Raw genomic sequence first — 17740 nt, forward strand, 5'->3', positions numbered from 1 at the left:
ATGCGGTACTGCGCCCACAGACGGGGCTGCAACTGCTCTGGATCACGCCTCTTCGCTCGCTCGCCACCGACACGACGCAACATCTCACCGCTGCTGTCGAGGCCATGGAGCTCCCTTGGCGAGTGCTCCGGCGCACCGGTGACAGCGGTAGTTCCGAGCGTGCAAAACTGCGCCGCGGCGCGTGCGAGCTGCTGGTGACCACGCCGGAAAGCCTCGCCCTGTTGCTCAGCTACCCCGACGCGCGCGAGCGTTTCGCCCACCTGCGCGGCATCGTCATCGATGAGTGGCACGAACTCATCGGCAACAAGCGCGGCACCCTGCTACAACTCGGTCTCGCGCGCCTGCGGCACTGGCTGCCGGCACTGCGCAGCTGGGGCCTTTCCGCGACGCTCGGCAACCTCGACGAAGCACTCCACGCGCTGGCTGGCGACGGCGTCCTCATCGGGGGCAGCTCGCGTAAGAAAACCCATATCGACACGGCACTCCCCGAAGGCGGTGAGCGATTCCCCTGGGCAGGTCACCTTGGCCTGTCGCAACTGCCGCGCGTGCTGGGCGCCGTACTCGCGGCAAAGACAAGCCTCGTGTTCGCCAACACGCGCTCACAAGCCGAGCTGTGGCACGAGGCGCTGGCGTCGGTCTGGCCAGAGCCGCTGGAGACGCTCGCGCTGCATCACGGCTCCATCGATCCGAAGCTGCGCTTCGCCACGGAGGAGGCCTTGCGACGGGGCACGCTACGTTGTGTCGTCGCGACGTCGAGCCTCGATCTCGGCGTGGACTTCTCCAGCGTGGAGCAGGTACTGCAGGTAGGAAGCCCCAAGAGCATTGCCCGCCTGTTGCAACGCGCCGGCCGAAGTGGACACCAGCCGGGTATGCCTTCGCGCATTCTCTGCGTGCCGACCCATCTGCTGGAGCTGGCGGAGATCGCCGCGGCCCGGCGCGCACTCGCGGAAGATCACCTCGAACCACGCCACCCGATGCGCGGTTGTCTCGATGTCCTTGCCCAGCACCTCCTCACGATGGCCCTTGGTGGTGGCTTCACAGCGGACGAGGCTTATGCGGAGATCACGTCCTCGTTCGCGTACGCGAAATTTCCCCGTGAACGGTTCGACGCCGTGCTCGCCTATCTGCGCACCGGCGGTACGGCGCTGGCGAGTTATCCCGAATACCGGAAGCTGGTCGAAACCGACGGCCGCTATCACGTCGAGAGCGGACGCATTGCACGCATGCACCGGTTGTCGATCGGCACAATCACCTCGGATGGGAGCCTCCAGGTGCGTTACATGAAGGGTGCGCGACTGGGCACGGTCGAGGAGAGCTTCCTGTCGCGACTCCGGCCCGGCGATCGCTTCCTCTTCGCGGGCCGCAATCTCGAGCTCGTACGCATCCGGGACATGACAGCCTACGTGCGCGCCGCACCGAACCGCCGTGGCGGTGTTCCGCGCTGGATGGGCGGACGCCTTCCGCTTTCCGGCGAACTCTCGGACGAACTTCGCCGCACCTTAACCGAAGGCGCTCCGCACAGTGCCGRAATGCGCACCCTCGCTCCCCTGCTCGCGATCCAGCGACGTCACTCCGCCGTTCCTGCCGTCGACGAAACGCTATGCGAACGTACCCGCACGCGCGAGGGTGACTATCTGTTCCTGTTTCCCTTCGCTGGACGCCTCGCGCACGAGGGCCTCGCTGCTCTGCTCGCCTATCGTCTCGCCCGCCTCCATCCCGGCGACTATGGTTACGCGGTGAATGATTACGGCCTGGCCCTCACGGCGGCGCGCATGCCGACGCTCGACGCAGAAGCGATGCGGCAGTTGCTGCATCCGGCACGCCTGCGCACGGATATCCTGGCCAGCGTCAACCTCACCGAACTGGCTCGGCGGCAGTTCCGCGAGATAGCTCGTGTCGCGGGGCTTGTTTTCAACGGCTATCCCGCCGCGGGAAAGACGCTGCGACAACTCCAGGTATCGAGTGGCCTGCTGTTCGACGTCCTGCGCCGGCACGACCCGACCCACCCCCTCCTCTGGCAAGCCGAGCGCGAGGTGCTCGACCAGCAACTCGACTACACGCGGTTACGCGCGTGCCTGCTGCGGGTCGCGCGCTCGCACCTGCTCTGGCGCGAACCGAAACGACTCAGCCCATTCGCCTTTCCGCTATGGGTCGAACGCCTGCGCGGTGGCATTGCCACCGATGACTGGAAGAGTCGCGTCGAACGCATGCGGGCCACGCTCGAAGCGGATGCCGACACATGATGACGCTCGACATCGTCGTCGCCGGTGAACGTCTCACGCTGCACGCGCAGCGCGCGGTGTACTGGGCAGCCGCGCGTACCCTGCTCGTGTCCGACGTGCATTTCGGCAAGGGTGCCGTCTTCCGTCGCGCGGGCATCGCCGTTCCCAGTGGCGACACCGACGACGACCTCGCACGCCTGGATGCCCTGATTCACGAGTTCGCACCGGAACGTCTCGTCGTCCTCGGCGACCTCGTCCACGGTGCCGCCACGGAACGGAGTGCGTGGGTGGACCGTGTGCGTGCGTGGCGCCGCTTCCACGCGGACATCGACGTGCTGCTGATCGCCGGCAACCATGATCGCCACTTCGATGTTCGCTCGCTCGGTATCGACGTGGTCCCGGACCGGCTCGATGTCGCGCCGTTCGTGTTCTCGCACCATCCGCATCCGCACACTACCGGGTACACGCTGGCCGGCCACGTACATCCCGGCGTCGTCATCCGCGACGGCTGGCGCAGGCATCGTCTGCCTGCGTTCGTCTTCGACCGCGATGTCGGCATGTTGCCCGCCTTTGGCACCCTCACCGGACTTTACGAGGTCACCGCCGCCCCCGGCCGGCAGATTGTGGCCGCTACACCAGCCGGTCTCGTTCCTGACATACGCTAGCTGGCATACTTTGCGGACCACCTGACATGGAGAAGCGCATGAAGCGTCTGTTCGTTGGTTTGGCAGCCCTGGCCATCGCCGGCGTGGCGAGTGCCGGCGGCCCCGGTGCGGTGCGCAAGCGCGTCGAGGCCAGCATGATCCTCACCGGCAGCGTCACCGTCGCGCCGGATGGCAGCGTGGCCTCCTATGAGATCGACAAGAAAGACAAGGTGCCCGCCGACGTGCTCGGCCTGGTCCAGAATACAGCTGCCGCGTGGCGTTTCGAGCCGGTCCTGCGTGACGGCCACGCCGTCAATGCGCGAGCGCCCATGAGCTTGCGCATCGTGGCGCGTCGTGAAGGTGCCGACAGCAGCGACTTCGTCGCCCGCGTCGCGGGTGCCACGTTCGGTGACGAACACAAGGACGGCGAGCAGATCAGCTATGCCGAGCGAAAGGCGCCCGGCTATCCCATGGCCGCCGTGGCCGATCGCGTCGAGGGCGTCGTCATCCTGTTGATGAAGGTCGGACACGACGGCAAGGTGGTCGATGTCAGCGCCGAGCAGGTGAACCTGGGCGTGGTGGGATCCGATCCCGATATGCGCGTCTGGCGCAAGGCCCTTGCCGGTCCGAGCGTACTCGCGGCCAGGGACTGGACCTTCCACATTCCGAGCAGCGGGCCGCATGCGAACGACCCGTTCTATATTGTCCGCGCGCCGGTGATGTTCAGACTCAACCGCAATGGCGCCGCCGCCGACACCTACGGGCAGTGGACCGCGTACGTGCCGGGCCCGAAGGAAACGGCTGACTGGGTAAAGGAAGACCGCAAGGATAGCGGCAGCACGGACGCGCTACCGGACGGGCAGCTGTCCCTCGTCGGCAGCGGACTGAAGCTGCTCACGCCTGTTAGTTCCTCCTGAAGAGCCTCAGTCATCAAGGCTTCGGCGGCCGCCTTGCCATGCGGTGAGGCGACCGTGCCATCGCACGATCCGTTCAGCTCAGCGCCGTAACCAGCGCGCGAACGGTTTCTTCATCGGTACGAATCTCACCGCCGCCCATGCCGAGATCGTCCGAGGGCGTTCGACGCATCCCGGACGGCAGGCGACGCTTGGCGGAGGCGTGGAATTCGCGTGCTCGGGTCACATTACGCAACGCGGCCACGTTGTCGGGCTCGATGCCCGCGCCAGGCATGACGACGATGCGACCGCCCGCCTGTGCCACCAGGCGCGCGATGGACGAAGCACCCGCCACGGCGCTGTGCATGCCGCCTGAGGTGAGCACACGTTCGAAGCCCAGTTCGATCACCGTCTCCAGCGCCGCGCTGCGATCGGCGACGAGATCGAAGGCACGATGGAAGGTGACGCCCATCGAACCGGCAGCCTGCAGGAACAACTGGCAGGCCTCGGCATCCACTTCGCCCTCGGCGGTCAGTGCACCGACGACCACGCCATCGCAACCGAGGTCCGCGCAGTGGGCAATGTCGTCGAGCATGGATTCGATCTCGGCGTTCTCGTAGAGAAAGTTTCCCGCGCGCGGCCGGACCAGCACGTAGAGAGGGATGTCCAGACCCTCCCGTGCCAGTGCGATCGTGCCATGGGACGGCGTCACGCCACCTTCGTCCAGGCTCGCACATAGCTCCACGCGCCCGGCGCCACCGGACTGCGCGGCGAAAGCGGAAGCGATCGAGTTCGCGGCAACTTCCAGCAGGGCCATGGTCAATACGTGCTCTTGCCGGGAATCAGGGTGTCCTGCTTCTTCGCATCGCACACCGCGTAAGAGAAGCCGGACTGGATTGCCCACGCGCCGACGTTGCCTTTCTTGTCCATGGCAAGGAAGCCGACCTGGAGATCCTTCGCGTCCGGCTTGCGGCGGAGGATGCGCTCGACCGCCTCCCGGCAGGCGTCCTCGGGCGATCGGCCCTGACGCATGAGTTCAACCACGAGGAAGCTGCCGACGTTGCGGATCACTTCCTCACCGACGCCGGTGGATGTCGCGCCGCCGATGTCGTTATCGACGTAAAGACCCGCGCCGATGATCGGACTGTCACCGACGCGACCGTGGATCTTCCAGGCCATGCCGCTGGTCGTGCAGGCACCGGACAGGTTGCCCTTCGCGTCGATCGCGAGCATGCCGATGGTGTCGTGATTGCTTGCATCGCCCGGCGTTCCGCCCGGACCGGCGTTATAGGTCTTGACCTCGCTGTTGGCAGACGGCTTGTACTTCGCCGTCTTCAGCCATTCGTGCCAGGCCTTATCCGATTCCGGGGTCAATAGTTCCTCGCGGGGGAAGCCCTGTTCGATCGCGAACTGCGTGGCGCCGTCACCGACGAGCAACACGTGCGGCGTGCGTTCCATCACGCGGCGTGCCACGGAAATGGGGTGCGCGATGTGTTCCATTGCGGCCACCGCGCCGCAGTTGCCGTGCTCGTCCATGATGCTGGCGTCCAGGGTCACCTTGCCGTCGCGATCCGGATAACCGGCGCGGCCGACACTGTGATTGCGCAGATCCGCTTCGGGAACGCGCGCGCCCTGCTCCACCGCATCCAGTGCGCGGCCACCCCCCGAGAGGACTTTCCACGCTGCCTGATTGGCGGCGACGCCGAAGTCCCAGGTGGAGCAGACGCGCGGAACCATCCCACCCGATGCCGCCGGCGGCTCGCCCCTGGCAAGGCTCTTGGTAGCAAGGGCCACCCCGGACGCGATCGTCGCCCCCTGCAGGAATCGTCTGCGGTCCATGGACATCCTCGTTCTACGGCGCACCGTTTGCGCCCTCCCCGATGGTCGCATGCGACACGTGTGAGGTGCCACCGCRCCGGGCATCCTGCAGCGCCATCGACCGCGTATAGACGGACCGCGACAGGATGGCGCCCAGGATCGTCAGCATGGCTAACACCGCGAGCACAAGGATGAGGATCGATCCGCGGATGGGCTGTCGGTGGCGCCTCAAGGGCCCGGGCCTCACCGGGACACGACCTGGCTGAAGCGGCGACGGTCGCGCAGGGTCACGGTGATCTCCAACGCACGGGCCCGGTCCCCGTGCCATTGCAGAAGCGGCCGGCGATCAGTGAGTCCCTCGTGCGCGGGAATGTCCGCAATTACCTCAAGCGACGCAACGCCGTCGACGTACGTCTGGCAGACGTTATCGCAACGACGCAGCTCGTCCGCGACCAGCCACGCGACGTTTCCTGCCAGCAAGGCAGGCATGTCGTACTCCCTGGCCATCGCCTTCTTCGGACAGTCGCGTGCCTCCGTGCACATATGCCATTCATCGGCGAGCTGCAGATCGCGGACGATGGCGGCCAGCGCCAACCATGCCCGGTCTTCATCACGACTTGCGATCAGGTGTCGTTGCAACGCGATACCGGCCGCCRCGAGCGACATCGTCGCCATGACCGCGACGATCGAAGCAATACACAACCCCACGCTCAGCTCGACGAGACTGAAGCCACGGGCTCTCACAATCTGACACGCCATGCCAGCACCTCTCGCCCCTGCCGGGTCATGCGGATGTCACACGCTTCCGCCACATCGCATTGCACCCGGCCGTCCGCCGCCGGCCCGAGGTGTGTCGTCAGTGCTTCGCGAAAGCGCCGCATGTCGTCGGAGGCCAATGCGGCGGCATCGCAGGCATGAACGCAGCTCGACGCATCCACCGACACCGTGTAGTGACCTCCCGCCACACCGGCCCGGTTGTATCGCATGCGGGCCGCCAGGCTTGAAGCCATCGCATCCGCCGCCAACACCCGCGACACCTGCGCGTCGGCAGCGAGGCTCTGCGCGAACCATGCGCCGGTCGCCGCCGTTCCGATCGAAAAGATCGACATGGCGACGAGGGATTCGACGAGTGAAGAGCCACGACTATGCATGGGCCCACGTTCGCCCGATGAGGCGCTCGGTGATGCCCGGCCTTTCCGCAGCCTTCGTAAGCCCGAAAGCGGACCTGCCGAGCGCGTTCGGAAGACTCTCACGTAGGCGTGCTGCTGCCCTGGCCCGCGCGATCGCTCACTGACCCCTGGTACTTCGCCACGACGTTATACAGTTTACCTGTACAGTTTTTCTGTATTCATGATATCGTCCGCCCATGGCCAAGCCCTCTGCCGCCTCCGAAGCCCCATCCCTTGCCCCACTGGCCGCCGAACTACGAATTACCGGCGGCAAGCTGGTCAGGCGCTTAAGGGAGCAATCGCATCCGGGCGACTTCACGTCGTCGCAGAAGTCCGTCCTGCTCCGTCTCGACCGCGACGGCGCGGCTACCGTGTCGGCGTTGGCTCGTGCGGAAGGCGTGCGGCCCCAGTCCATGCGCATCACCGTGGCCGGGCTCGAAGCGATGAAGGCTATCGCCGGCAGACCCGACCCGACCGACGGGCGGCAAACCCTCGTCGACCTGACAACGGCCTTTCGCAAGACCATCAAGGCAAGTCGCGCCGCCAAGGACGACTGGCTCGTCCGCGCCCTGCACGCGCAACTTTCTCCCGTCGAACAAAGCGAGCTCGCCGCCGCGATACGACTGCTGCAGCGACTCACCGACTTCTGAGCCCATCGCGGCCCGCTCCAGGAAACCACAGCAATGGCATGGCTTGATCTCGTGTCCTATTTCTTCGCGGGTCTCTTTTTCACGAACGCCATCCCTCACTTCCTCAGCGGAGTGACCGGACGAGCGTTTCAGAGTCCCTTTGCGAAGCCGCGGGGGAAAGGTCTTTCCTCCTCGACAATCAATGTGTGCTGGGGCTTCTTCAATCTCGTCGTCAGCTACGCACTCATCCGGCGCGGCGGCAATTTCGACTGGAGGGCCACCGGCGATGTCGCAGCGCTCGGCCTCGGCGTCCTGCTCATGGGCCTGCTGTGCGCGCGACTGTTCGGCCGCTTCCACGGCGGCGATACCTCGACGCCTTCGTGAGCGCCACTGCAACGGGCATCCTCGCACCTCGCGCATGGCTCGCCTTCGGCTTCGCGGGCTCGGCTTCGCCGTCGCTCTCTACACTTTAGCGTCTCGCGGGGAGACCTTGGTGCCCACCCTCGCGGCTCAGACACGTCCTCCGCGTTCGACAAGGAAAGGCCGCTCACGCGGCCCATGGCTCTATTTGGCCTACGGCCGCGCAGCGGCCTTTCCGCTACGAAACGCGGAGGACGTGTCTGAGCAGCGAGGGTGGGCACCGAAGGCTCTGCGCCGCGACGTCCGCGTCCGCCGCGACGTCCCCGCCCGCCGCGGCGCCCCCGGCATTCCGCGAAGAGCCAAAAAAAAACCCCGCACTCACATGCGGGGTTTTTCCTGGCGATGCTATCCCGGCGATTACGCCGCGATTTCGACGCCCGAAGCCTGCGCGCCCTTCGGGCCCGTGGTGACTTCAAATTGTACGCGCTGGCCTTCCTGCAGGCTGCGGAAGCCCTTGGAATTGATCGCAGAAAAGTGGACGAACACGTCCTCCCCACCGTCCTCAGGCGCGATGAAACCGAAACCCTTGGCGTCGTTGAACCACTTGACCGTACCGAAACGCATGCGGAAACCTCTGGACATGGATTGGAAGCGCCCCTGCGTTGGCGAGGCGTTCCCCATGGATCCCCTTGGCCTGCCCCCGCGGCGCAGGCGAAGTATCGACAAGTTCGCAGGCAAAGCGCAACTGCGACTTTTTCCCAGTCGATCGCCGAAAATCAGACCCCAGCGAGGAGGCGACCGAGGATAGGCGGCACGTTCGCTGTGGCTGCGGCGAGGTGCGCGAAGATCTCTTCGATGCTGATTTCGGCCTCGTCACCCGCACCGGCGGCGTAGTTGGCGACCAGCGCAAGGCAGGCGAATTCGATATCCAGTTCGCGCGCCAGCACGGCCTCGGGCATACCGGTCATCCCGACCAGATCGCAGCCATCGCGCTTCATCCGGGCGATCTCGGCGCGGGTCTCCAGGCGCGGTCCCTGGGTGATCCCATGACAGCCGCCGTCGATGATCGCCAGGCCTTCGGCACGGGCGGCGGCCAGAATCGCCTGGCGCAGGCTTTCGGTATAGGGCTCGCTGAAATCGATATGGCGGACTTCCGCCCCTTCCACGTCATTGAAGCTGGTGTAACGGCCATGGGTGTAATCGACGATCTGGTCAGGCACCACCAGGACGCGTGGACCCATGTCGTCGCGGATACCGCCCACGGCATTGACCGCCACGACGCGGCGAGCGCCCAGCGAATGCAACGCCCAGAGGTTGGCCCGGTAGTTCACGCGGTGCGGCGGTACCGTATGGCTCTCACCATGGCGTGCCAGGAAGGCCAGACGCTTGCCGCCGAAGTCGCCGGTGACGATGTCGCCCGAGGCCGGCCCGAATGGCGTCTCCACCGCGTGCCGCTCCGTGTTTTCCAGTCCTTCGAACTGATAGAGCCCGCTGCCGCCGATGACGGCCAGATCGATCGACATGGCGTCAGTCCTTCAGCGCGTAGATGGCCGGCAGGTTGCGGGCCTGCTCGTGGTAGTCCATGCCGTAACCGAACACGTAGCGGTCCGGCAGGTCGACACCGTTGAAATCCGCTTCGATGCCATGCGCACGGCGATCGTGCAGCTTGGTGCAGAGCACCGCGAGCAGAACGCGCTTCGCCCCCATGTCCAGGCAGGCGTCGCGCACGGCCTTCAGCGTATGGCCTTCGTCGAGGATGTCGTCGACGAGCACCACCGTACGCTCGTGCAACGGCACCTGCGGCCTGCGCAGCCAGTGCAGGTCGCTGCCACTGGTCTCGCCGCGATAGCGGGTCGCGTGTACATAGTCGAATTCGAGGTCCGTGCGGATGGCGAAGGCCAGTTGACCGGCGAAGATGAGCGCGCCGTGCATCACGGTAAGGAACACGGGAACCTCGCCGTCCAGGGCCGCGTCGATGTCGCGGCCCATGCGGACGATTTCGGTATCGAGCTGCTCGCGGGTGAACAGGACGTCGGAGTGCGCAAGCGCATAGTCGAGCGAAGCGGTGGCGGTCATGGGTGGATTACAGCTCCAAAGCGGTCACGCGCGCGATGAAACGATCGCGCTGGGGATTGTCGACGAGTCCTTCCCATGTCGAGCCGATCGCCCCGCGCAAGGGAGTGATCCGCTCGGCGAGCGACAGTCGGCGGTCCTTGACCGCCGCGATCGCCTCGGGAACGACGTCGGGAAAGCAGGCGAGCACGAGATCGCAGCCCGCATCGAGGTTGGCGCCGACACGAGCGGCGATGCCGCCGACGCTGCCGGCCGCGGCCATGCTGATGTCGTCGCCGAACACGCAGCCGCGGAAGCCGAGTTCACCGCGAAGGATCTCTTCGATCCATACGTGGGAATAGCCCGCTGGCTGGTCGTCCACGGCGGTGTATTTCACGTGGGCAGCCATCACGGCCTCCGCATGCGCTTCGATGCCGGCAACGAAGGGCAGCAAGTCCGTGGTGAGGATATCGTTCTTGCTACGCGTATCGACGGCCACGGATTCGTGGGTATCTTCCTTGACGGAGCCGTGGCCAGGGTAGTGTTTGAGCACCGCGGCCATGCCGCCCAGGTGCATGCCACGCACATAGGCCTGCGTCAGTTCAGCGGCGATGGCCGGATCGGCGTGAAAGGCTCGATCGCCGATGGCGGCACTGCCACGGCCGAGGTCGGCAACGGGAGCGAAGCTGAAGTCGACGCCCACCGCGCGCATTTCACTGGCCATGATCCAGGCATGTTCTTCCGCACGGTTGATCGCTTCATACGGAACGGTGTCGTAGAGCTTGCCGATCGACGCCAGCGACGGCAGCCGGGTGAAGCCGTCACGAAAACGCTGCACCCGACCGCCTTCCTGGTCGACGCAAACGAGGAAGTCCTCCCCCGCCACCGCACGGATCGACTCGATCATGCGGGTCACCTGCTCGCGCGAAGCGAAGTTGCGCGAAAACAGGATGACACCCGAGACGCCATGAGCCGTGAGGCGCCCCTGCTCGTGCGGAGCCAGCTCGGTACCGGACAGACCGATGATCAGCATGCTGCGTCCTCCTTCCCTTCCCGTTCGGCCGACGACCAGAGCGCGTAAGGCCGGTCGATCAGATTGACGTTGAAATAGCGCACATGCTCGCTCACCTCAAGACCGAGCCAGCCCGGCGTCGGGTATGCGGCATCGGCATGCGCCAGCTCCACTTCGGCGACGATGAGCCCCGCGTTCGCGCCGAGGAATTCGTCGATCTCGAAGTGTGTACCGTCGAGCATGACATGATGACGAACTTTCTCGAGCACGCCATCGGAGAGTTCGGCGAGCAGGCGTTCGGCATCGGTCACGGGAATCGGGTATTCGAATTCCTGGCGCGATATGCCGAGCGTGGCCGACTTGATGTTCAGCCACGCAAGCTCGCCCGATATCCGCACGCGTACCGAGCACTTCACCACGCCCGCCTGGATCGCCGCGGACCCGGACAGATAGCCCTGGGCGATTCGTTCGCTGCGGACCACGATGGCACGCCAGTCGTCGCTGGCGAGCAGGAACTTGCGTTCGATCTCGATACCCATGGGTCTCCCGTTGTCTCAGCCGCGCTCGAACAGCGCGATGGATTCCACGTGCGCGGTGTGCGGGAACATGTCCATTACCCCCGCCGACACCAGTCTGAAGCCGTGCTTCGCCACGAGAATACCGGCGTCGCGAGCCAGCGATCCCGGATGGCAGGACACGTAGACAATCCGGTTCGTGCCCTTGCGTGGCAAGTACTCCAATACCTTGTCGGCACCGGCACGGGGCGGATCGAGCAGGATCTTGTCCCAGGCCTGGCTGGCCCAGGGCGCCGAGCGCTGGTCGTCGAACAGGTTGGCCACGCGGAACGAAACGTTCGCCAGTCCATTACGTGCGGCGTTGGCCGCGGCACGCTCGACCAGACCGTGCTCGCCCTCGACGCCGACCACCTCGGCCGCATGACGGGCCATCGGAAGGGTGAAGTTACCCAGCCCGCAGAATAGATCGAGCACCCTGTCCGTCGGCTGCAGGTCGAGCAGCTCCATCGTCCGCGCCAGCATGAGCTGGTTCATCTCCGCATTGACCTGGACGAAATCCAGCGGAAGGAACTCCAGTTCGATGTTGTCGGCCGGGACGGCGAACGATAGCCGCGGTGCCTCGGGCCAGATCGGATGAACGCTGCTCTGGTTGCCGGATTGCTGGTAGATGGCGAAACCGTGCTCGCTACCGAAAGCCACCAGGGCGGCGCGATCGCGGTCGGACAAGGGCGACAGATGACGGAACACCAGGGCGACGGTATCGTCGCCCGCCGCGAACTCGATCTGCGGGATATCGCGTGCCGCATCCATGCCGCTGACCAGGTTGGCCAGGAGGCCCACCTTGGGGCCGAGGGCAGGATGGATCACCTCGCAACGGTCGATGTCGGCGACGAGGCGGGTATTGGATTCGTCGCGGAAACCGACCAGCACGCGCTCCTTCTTGGCCACGTAGCGCACGGAGAACCGACCCTTGCGCCGGTAGGCCCAGGGCTGGGCGGACAGCGGCGGCAGCCAGGATGCCGGCGTGACCTTACCGATCCGCTCGAAATTCTCGGCCAGTACGTGCTGTTTGGCGGCAATCTGCGCGGCGGGATCCATGTGCTGCAGGGAGCAGCCGCTGCACTGGCCGAAATGCCGGCACTTCGGCTCGACGCGATGGGGCGAGGCTTCGATCACGCTGACGATTTCGGCGTCGTCGTAACTGCGGTGACGTTTGACGTACCTGAGCACGACGCGTTCGCCCAGCAGCGCGCCGGAGACGAACGTGGCCTTGTTGTCGATGCGGGCAACACCCCGGCCGTCGTGGCTGAGGTTGGTGATAGTGGCTTCGATGTCGGTCATGCGCTCAAAACGTAAAGCCCGGACGACAAGGGTCCGGGCTGGCTGGGAGGACGCGCCACATGGATCGGCGGCGAGCGTTCCTGGCGGGAGCCTACTTGCGCTTCCAGGCGCCGGCGGCGTCCTGATAATACCAGCCCGACGGCGAGCGCTGGACCCAACCATCAGCGAAGGTCTTGCGGATCTGTGCTTCCCACTCGGGGTGGCCGTTGGCCCGGGCGATCTCACGGTACAGCGCGTCGCGGTCGGTGTTCTCCTGGCCGACAATCGCGTTGGCCTGCGAGCGCTGATCCAACGGCAACGAGCCGGCGTCGCGAATGGCCACCTGGCCGTTAGCCGTGAAGCCCACGGCACCGCTGTCGAAGAGGGCCTTGAGCTGGCCACCGAAGCGCGCCTTCATGCGCTCGCGGATCGCGTCGGTCTGCGGTGTACGGACCTGGATGTCGGGAGCGTCCGCGGCCTGGGCCGCAGGAATGACCAGATCGAGCAACGAAGCGGAGGGCTGCTTACCTGGCGCAGGCCTGGCCGGCGTGGCCGTACCCGAACCCTGCGCGGGCTGCGCGACACCGCTGTCGTCCAGGACGTTGCCGATAAACTGGTCGGCTGCCTTCTGCGCCGCCGCTTCCGGGAAGTACACATTGATGGTGACACATCCGACCAAGGCAATGGCAGCAGACGTAACGATTCCAATCAGTGCTTTATGCATCATTGTTAACTTCCTTTCTAATGATCATCGTACCACCGGTCCACCACCTTCCGTGGCCGCCTGCAAGCGCCTTACCAGGGTCGGCCAGTCGACCTCCCGCTGATGGCCCACCACCGTGAGGCGCGGCAAGCCGCTGCCTTCGACGATAGTGTAGCCATCCTTCGCATTGCCCAGCCCACCCATGGAACACACGTCGCCCTTGAGCACACAGGYCAGCCCGATGCGCTTGTAGCCGAACGTCTTGAAGATCTTCAGCACGGTGCCCTGAATACCGCCCGCGATACCACCGCCGCCGACGGCGGTGAGATTGTTGACGGCCTTCTGACTGATCCGGCCACCGTCGTTCGCCGTGAAACTGGCTTTGAAGGCAGCCGGTTTCCAGGCGACAAGACGGAGACCGGTCAACGCACCGTCGAGACGCCCGGTGATGCTGCCAAAGTCGAACACCGAGGTGAGCAGTGCGAGATCGAGCTGGCGCAGCGCGATGTCGCCGGTGAGAACCGGAGCATTCCCAAAGGGTTGCGAGACAGTCATGCGAGTGATGTCAACGAAGCCGTCGAAGACGTTGAGCGAAAGGCCACCCCCCATCTCCATGCGGTCGTCCACGTAGCGCATCGAAGGTATGGCGCCACCGATGGTGCCCTTGAACTCAGGCCAGCCAAGCGCGCGGCATAGCGCCCCCATGTCGATCTGGGTCAGCGCCAGCGACGTCTGCAGGCGCTCACCGCTCGCCGCCGCCGGCTTCCAGGCCAGACTCTGCACGCGGAGCTGTCCGTCGAGGACAGGAATGGCAAGTGGCTTTTCCAGCGTCAGTGCGCCGCCGCGGCTGCGCCAGTTTGCGTCGGCGGCGCCGTTGGGAATCCGATAGACCTGCAGGGCACGCCATCCGAGCTTCGTCGCCGGGCGGTCGCCCTTGGCGCTCCAGTCCAGAGCACCATGCAAGCCCGAGACGCCAAGGCGGCCCTGGGCGAGTGATAGATCGAGGCCGCTGGTCTGCAGCGCAAACGCCGTCAGGCCACCCGCGTCGAGGCTGACCTGCCCGCTGATCTCGCCCGCGCCGACCAGCTCATCGATACCCAGGCTACGCAGCCATCCCTTGCCGTAACGGTCATAGGCGGCGGGAAGACGCGCGTTGAAGTGGTCCAGCTGGAGCTGCGCCAGGTCACCGTTCGCGTTGAAGCCCAGTTCGCCCTCCAGCTGCAGTGCATCCGGATCCGTCAGTCGCAGACGCGGTATCGACAGGATGCCTTTCTGGGAACGCGTCGCGAGCGACAGCTGCACGGCATGCGCGGGCAAGGCGGCGTATAGCGGGCCTAGGAGGATTTCGCCACCGCGCAGGCTGGCATCGAGGTCGATCGAGGTGCTGCCAGCATGGCTGTCGATGCCCAGCCTCCCGCTTCCCGAGAGTTTCTGCCCGGCAAGTTTGCCGCCCGGGCTGTCGAAACCCATCCCGTCAAGGGCGAACTGGCCGCCGGCCTGTATGCCGCTGTCGAGGAGATCGAGGGCAAGATCCGCGTCGACACGGCCGGTGGTGGTGTGACCCGACCAGACGGTGGACAGCAGGCCATTGAGCCATCCGGCCGGCAGGCCCTTCAGGGTGATCTGGGCGTGGGTGGTCTGATCGATCGGCAAAGCAATCCTGGCGCTCCCCTTGTCCTGGGTTACCGAGAGCTCGAGCGTGTTGGCCGATTCGTCGGCGACCATGTGCAGGCGCGCATTCGTCAGTGCGCCGCCTGGCGCGCCCTTCAGCCGAAGCGCGCCGTCGAAGACCCAGCGCCCGAGCTCGTCGCGATCAAGCCCTCCGTCGAGGGCCACGCCCAGCTTCTGCCAGCCCATGGCGGGCATATCGGCCTGCCTGGCTGACAGCGTGATCTGCAACCCTTGTCCGCCTGGTGCCGCATTTATGTCGGCCTCCATGCCGGTCATGGCCACCCCGGGCAAGGACAGGCTATCGGCACCAACGGAAACGCCCGCGCAAACGCTTCCCGATCCCGCGAACAAGGCGCAGGCGACAAGAATGAGGACGAGCGTGCGGGTTGATACGGCGAGCATGCTCGGCCATTCTGCCAAACTCAGATGAACGACACGGAACGTTGCATGCCAGACCGCCTTTCTACACAGATACTCGTTGCCGACGACGACCCTTCGACCCGCGAATTCCTCCGCGGCGCCCTCACCTCGATGGGGTACATCGTCACGCTGGCGGAGGACGGCGCGCAGGCACTCGTCGCCGCGCGCGCCATGCGATTCGATGCCATGCTGCTGGATTGCCGCATGCCGTCAAGCGGCGCGATCGATGTCCTCGCCGCACTACGGAACGATCCCACCGCCGCCTCGCGCGACGCCGTGGCCATGGCGACAAGCGCCGACATGCCCGCGGTGCTGCGGCAGGCCCTGATCGACGCGGGATTCGCCTGCGTGCTCGAGAAACCGTGCCGGGTTGCCGCGCTCGTTAACGCACTGACCGCGACGCTGGGCGTCGGCGGCGATACCCGCTTGCTCGACAATGACGAAGCCCTCCTTGCAACAGGCGACGCGGCGACGATGCACGCCCTGCGCGACCTGTTCCGTGACGAGTTGATTCAGCTCGTGCCGGCGCTGGATACCCTGGCCGACGACCCAGCCTCCCTGGTCGAACGGATGCATCGGCTGCGCTCGGCGTGCGGGTTCTGTGGCGCAACGCGTCTGGCCGCCCAGGCAACGGCCCTGCAAAACCACGTGATGGAAACGCGGCGGGTATCGCCGGCCGCCCTGCGGCGTTTCCAGTCGGAAGTCGAGCTCACGCTCACCGCCTTAGCGTAGGACGCGCCAGGCCTTGAGCTCGCCGCCGCCGAGATGGAAGGAGATCACATGGCGCATCATGCGGCGGAGCGACGAGAGCCCGGCGGTATCCGGCGGGGTATCCGCTGCCAGCGCAAGCAGGTCGGCACCGCGGATAGCGCGTTGATCGCCGACGCGGCCGGGCAGCACGCCCGACTCCGGATCGTAGAAATAGACCAGCGCGGGTTCCACCGGTGAGCCATCGATCGCATCGATATCGAGCTGGAGGCCGTAGCCCAGGGCGTCGAGCATGTCGCGCTCGAATCGCCGCAGTGTCCAGGCCAGCGGCTCACCGGCGGCCATCCGGCTTAATGTGCTGTCGTAGAACGCAAAGAGCTCCGGATTGGCGTCCTGCCGGCCGGTCAGACGAACGACCAGCTCATTGAGGTACAGACCAGCAAGCCCTGCATCGCCCGTCAGGCGCAGCACCGCCCCCGAGGGTTCGGCGCTACGCAGTGTGGCGAGCTCGCCCTTCATCAGCAGGTCGAGTTCGACGCGCTGGAACGGTTCGAGCTGGGCCCGCTGCGTGCGCGCACCCTCGCGCCGTACACCACGCGCGACCACGCCGATGCGGCCATGATCGCGGGTCAGACATTCGGCCAGCATCGATGTTTCCCGGTACGGCCGGGCATGCAGGATGAATGCGGGTTGCTGTTCGACGCGCATGTCGGCTCGCGCCTGGCGGCTTATTCGTAACCGAAACGCTTGAGCAGGTTCTCATCGTCGGCCCAGCCTTCGCGGACCTTGACCCAGAGCTTGAGGAACACCTTACGCTCGAACATGGCCTCCATCTGCTTGCGCGCCGACGTGCCGATGGCCTTGAGCTGGGCACCGCCTTCGCCGATCACGATGGCCTTCTGGCCGTCGCGCTCGACCCAGATCACCGCGTGCACTTCGGCAATGCCGTCGGGACGATCCTGGAAGGCCTCGATTTCCACGGTAGTGGCGTACGGGAGCTCCTGGTTCAGGCGCAGCATGAGCTGTTCGCGCACCATTTCCGAGGCGAGGAAGCGTTCGCTGCGATCGGTGATTTCGTCCTCGGCGTAAACGGCCGGCTGCTCAGGCAGGCGCTTGAGGATGCCCTTTTCGAGGCCTTCCAGGCCCTTGGACTTCAGCGCACTGACGTAATAAACGTCGTCGAACGGATGCTTCTGCATCAGGTCGGCGACGAACGGCAGCATGATCGTCTTGTCCTTCTGCAGGTCCACCTTGTTGATGGCCAGCAGCTTCGGCACGTCCGGCTGTTCGGCAATCGCCGCGTACATGGCGGCGTCTTCGTCGGTCCAACGCCCGGCCTCGATCACCTGCACAGCCAGGTTCACCTCGGAAATGGCGGTACGCGCCGCCCGATTGAGGCTACGGTTCATCGCACGTTTGGCACCGCGATGCATGCCGGGCGTATCGACGTAGAGGATCTGCCCTGTCGGCTTGGTGGAAATGCCGAGAATGCGGTGTCGCGTGGTCTGCGGGCGGTGACTGACGATGCTCAGGCGCACGCCGATCATGGCGTTGAGCAGGGTCGACTTGCCGACATTGGGCCGACCAAGCAGGGCGACGTAGCC

The 17740-nt window shown here is 65.6% G+C and carries 20 protein-coding genes; 6 read left to right on the forward strand and 14 right to left on the reverse strand.

Features of this window, described 5'->3' with window-relative positions:
- The 3 genes from AC1DSN_RS07950 to AC1DSN_RS07960 form a co-directional block, all read left to right on the forward strand.
- A partial coding sequence (locus AC1DSN_RS07950; protein ID WP_477330217.1) for a ligase-associated DNA damage response DEXH box helicase occupies positions 1 to 2243 on the forward strand: 2243 nt, incomplete at its 5' end.
- Positions 2240 to 2887, forward strand: coding sequence for a ligase-associated DNA damage response endonuclease PdeM (gene pdeM, locus AC1DSN_RS07955; protein WP_213950173.1), 648 nt, complete (start codon positions 2240 to 2242; stop codon positions 2885 to 2887). The genes AC1DSN_RS07950 and pdeM, both read left to right, overlap by 4 nt.
- A 38-nt stretch (positions 2888 to 2925) precedes the next feature.
- Positions 2926 to 3783 carry an energy transducer TonB gene (locus AC1DSN_RS07960; protein WP_477296730.1) on the forward strand — a complete coding sequence of 286 codons (858 nt, stop codon included), beginning with the start codon at positions 2926 to 2928 and terminating at the stop codon, positions 3781 to 3783.
- 73 nt (positions 3784 to 3856) lie between these two features.
- On the opposite strand, the gene AC1DSN_RS07965 is transcribed toward AC1DSN_RS07960, so the two are convergent.
- The 4 genes from AC1DSN_RS07965 to AC1DSN_RS07980 all read right to left on the reverse strand — a co-directional run bounded on the left by AC1DSN_RS07965 (position 3857) and on the right by AC1DSN_RS07980 (position 6728).
- A complete protein-coding gene (locus AC1DSN_RS07965) occupies positions 3857 to 4576 on the reverse strand; it encodes a copper homeostasis protein CutC (protein WP_477296731.1) in 720 nt (239 codons plus the stop codon).
- Between the two features lie 2 nt (positions 4577 to 4578).
- On the reverse strand, positions 4579 to 5598 hold the full coding sequence (locus AC1DSN_RS07970) for a glycosylasparaginase (protein WP_213950170.1): 1020 nt from the start codon (positions 5596 to 5598) through the stop codon (positions 4579 to 4581).
- A gap of 222 nt (positions 5599 to 5820) precedes the next feature.
- Positions 5821 to 6336, reverse strand: coding sequence for a PulJ/GspJ family protein (locus AC1DSN_RS07975; protein WP_477330218.1), 516 nt, complete (start codon positions 6334 to 6336; stop codon positions 5821 to 5823).
- The gene (locus AC1DSN_RS07980) at positions 6318 to 6728 is read right to left on the reverse strand and encodes a type IV pilus modification PilV family protein (protein WP_477296734.1); all 411 of its coding nucleotides are present in this window, start codon (positions 6726 to 6728) and stop codon (positions 6318 to 6320) included. Before AC1DSN_RS07980 ends, AC1DSN_RS07975 begins: the two co-directional genes overlap by 19 nt.
- Positions 6729 to 6943: 215 nt before the next feature.
- Here AC1DSN_RS07980 and AC1DSN_RS07985 point away from each other — a divergent pair, with 215 nt between their 5' ends.
- Both AC1DSN_RS07985 and AC1DSN_RS07990 read left to right on the forward strand, forming a co-directional pair.
- Complete coding sequence (locus tag AC1DSN_RS07985; protein ID WP_477296735.1) at positions 6944 to 7396, forward strand: MarR family winged helix-turn-helix transcriptional regulator; 453 nt, start codon at positions 6944 to 6946, stop codon at positions 7394 to 7396.
- Positions 7397 to 7429: 33 nt separating this feature from the next.
- Entirely contained in the window at positions 7430 to 7759 is a 330-nt protein-coding gene (locus tag AC1DSN_RS07990; protein WP_477296736.1) for a hypothetical protein, read from the forward strand.
- Positions 7760 to 8152: 393 nt separating this feature from the next.
- Here the strand turns inward: AC1DSN_RS07990 and AC1DSN_RS07995 are convergent, their stop codons facing one another.
- From AC1DSN_RS07995 to AC1DSN_RS08030, 8 genes are all read right to left on the reverse strand, one after another.
- A complete protein-coding gene (locus AC1DSN_RS07995; protein WP_063573812.1) occupies positions 8153 to 8359 on the reverse strand; it encodes a cold-shock protein in 207 nt (68 codons plus the stop codon).
- A gap of 152 nt (positions 8360 to 8511) precedes the next feature.
- Positions 8512 to 9258, reverse strand: a complete 747-nt coding sequence (locus AC1DSN_RS08000; protein ID WP_063573811.1) for an S-methyl-5'-thioinosine phosphorylase — start codon at positions 9256 to 9258, stop codon at positions 8512 to 8514.
- Positions 9259 to 9262: 4 nt separating this feature from the next.
- On the reverse strand, positions 9263 to 9811 hold the full coding sequence (locus AC1DSN_RS08005) for a hypoxanthine-guanine phosphoribosyltransferase (protein WP_063573810.1): 549 nt from the start codon (positions 9809 to 9811) through the stop codon (positions 9263 to 9265).
- A gap of 7 nt (positions 9812 to 9818) precedes the next feature.
- Positions 9819 to 10820, reverse strand: coding sequence for a beta-N-acetylhexosaminidase (gene nagZ, locus AC1DSN_RS08010; RefSeq protein ID WP_213950165.1), 1002 nt, complete (start codon positions 10818 to 10820; stop codon positions 9819 to 9821).
- Positions 10814 to 11338 carry a CYTH domain-containing protein gene (locus AC1DSN_RS08015; RefSeq protein ID WP_477298999.1) on the reverse strand — a complete coding sequence of 175 codons (525 nt, stop codon included), beginning with the start codon at positions 11336 to 11338 and terminating at the stop codon, positions 10814 to 10816. The genes nagZ and AC1DSN_RS08015 overlap by 7 nt, the downstream gene beginning before the upstream one ends.
- Before the next feature lie 15 nt (positions 11339 to 11353).
- Positions 11354 to 12655, reverse strand: a complete 1302-nt coding sequence (gene rlmD / locus AC1DSN_RS08020; protein WP_477330220.1) for a 23S rRNA (uracil(1939)-C(5))-methyltransferase RlmD — start codon at positions 12653 to 12655, stop codon at positions 11354 to 11356.
- Between the two features lie 91 nt (positions 12656 to 12746).
- A complete protein-coding gene (locus AC1DSN_RS08025) occupies positions 12747 to 13361 on the reverse strand; it encodes a YdbL family probable chaperone protein (RefSeq protein ID WP_477330222.1) in 615 nt (204 codons plus the stop codon).
- Positions 13362 to 13382: 21 nt separating this feature from the next.
- The gene (locus AC1DSN_RS08030) at positions 13383 to 15410 is read right to left on the reverse strand and encodes a translocation/assembly module TamB domain-containing protein (protein WP_477330224.1); all 2028 of its coding nucleotides are present in this window, start codon (positions 15408 to 15410) and stop codon (positions 13383 to 13385) included.
- A 45-nt stretch (positions 15411 to 15455) separates the two neighbouring features.
- Between AC1DSN_RS08030 and AC1DSN_RS08035 the strand changes: the two genes are divergently transcribed.
- Positions 15456 to 16160, forward strand: a complete 705-nt coding sequence (locus tag AC1DSN_RS08035) for a response regulator (protein WP_477330226.1) — start codon at positions 15456 to 15458, stop codon at positions 16158 to 16160.
- On the opposite strand, the gene recO is transcribed toward AC1DSN_RS08035, so the two are convergent.
- Both recO and era read right to left on the reverse strand, forming a co-directional pair.
- Positions 16152 to 16844 carry a DNA repair protein RecO gene (gene recO, locus AC1DSN_RS08040; protein WP_477298412.1) on the reverse strand — a complete coding sequence of 231 codons (693 nt, stop codon included), beginning with the start codon at positions 16842 to 16844 and terminating at the stop codon, positions 16152 to 16154. The two genes, AC1DSN_RS08035 and recO, sit on opposite strands and share 9 nt — an antisense overlap.
- 20 nt (positions 16845 to 16864) lie before the next feature.
- Positions 16865 to 17740, reverse strand: an 876-nt coding sequence (gene era / locus AC1DSN_RS08045) for a GTPase Era (protein ID WP_477330228.1), incomplete at its 5' end; no start/stop codon positions are given.

The sequence above is a fragment of the Luteibacter sp. P4_D7_3 genome, assembly GCF_056401735.1.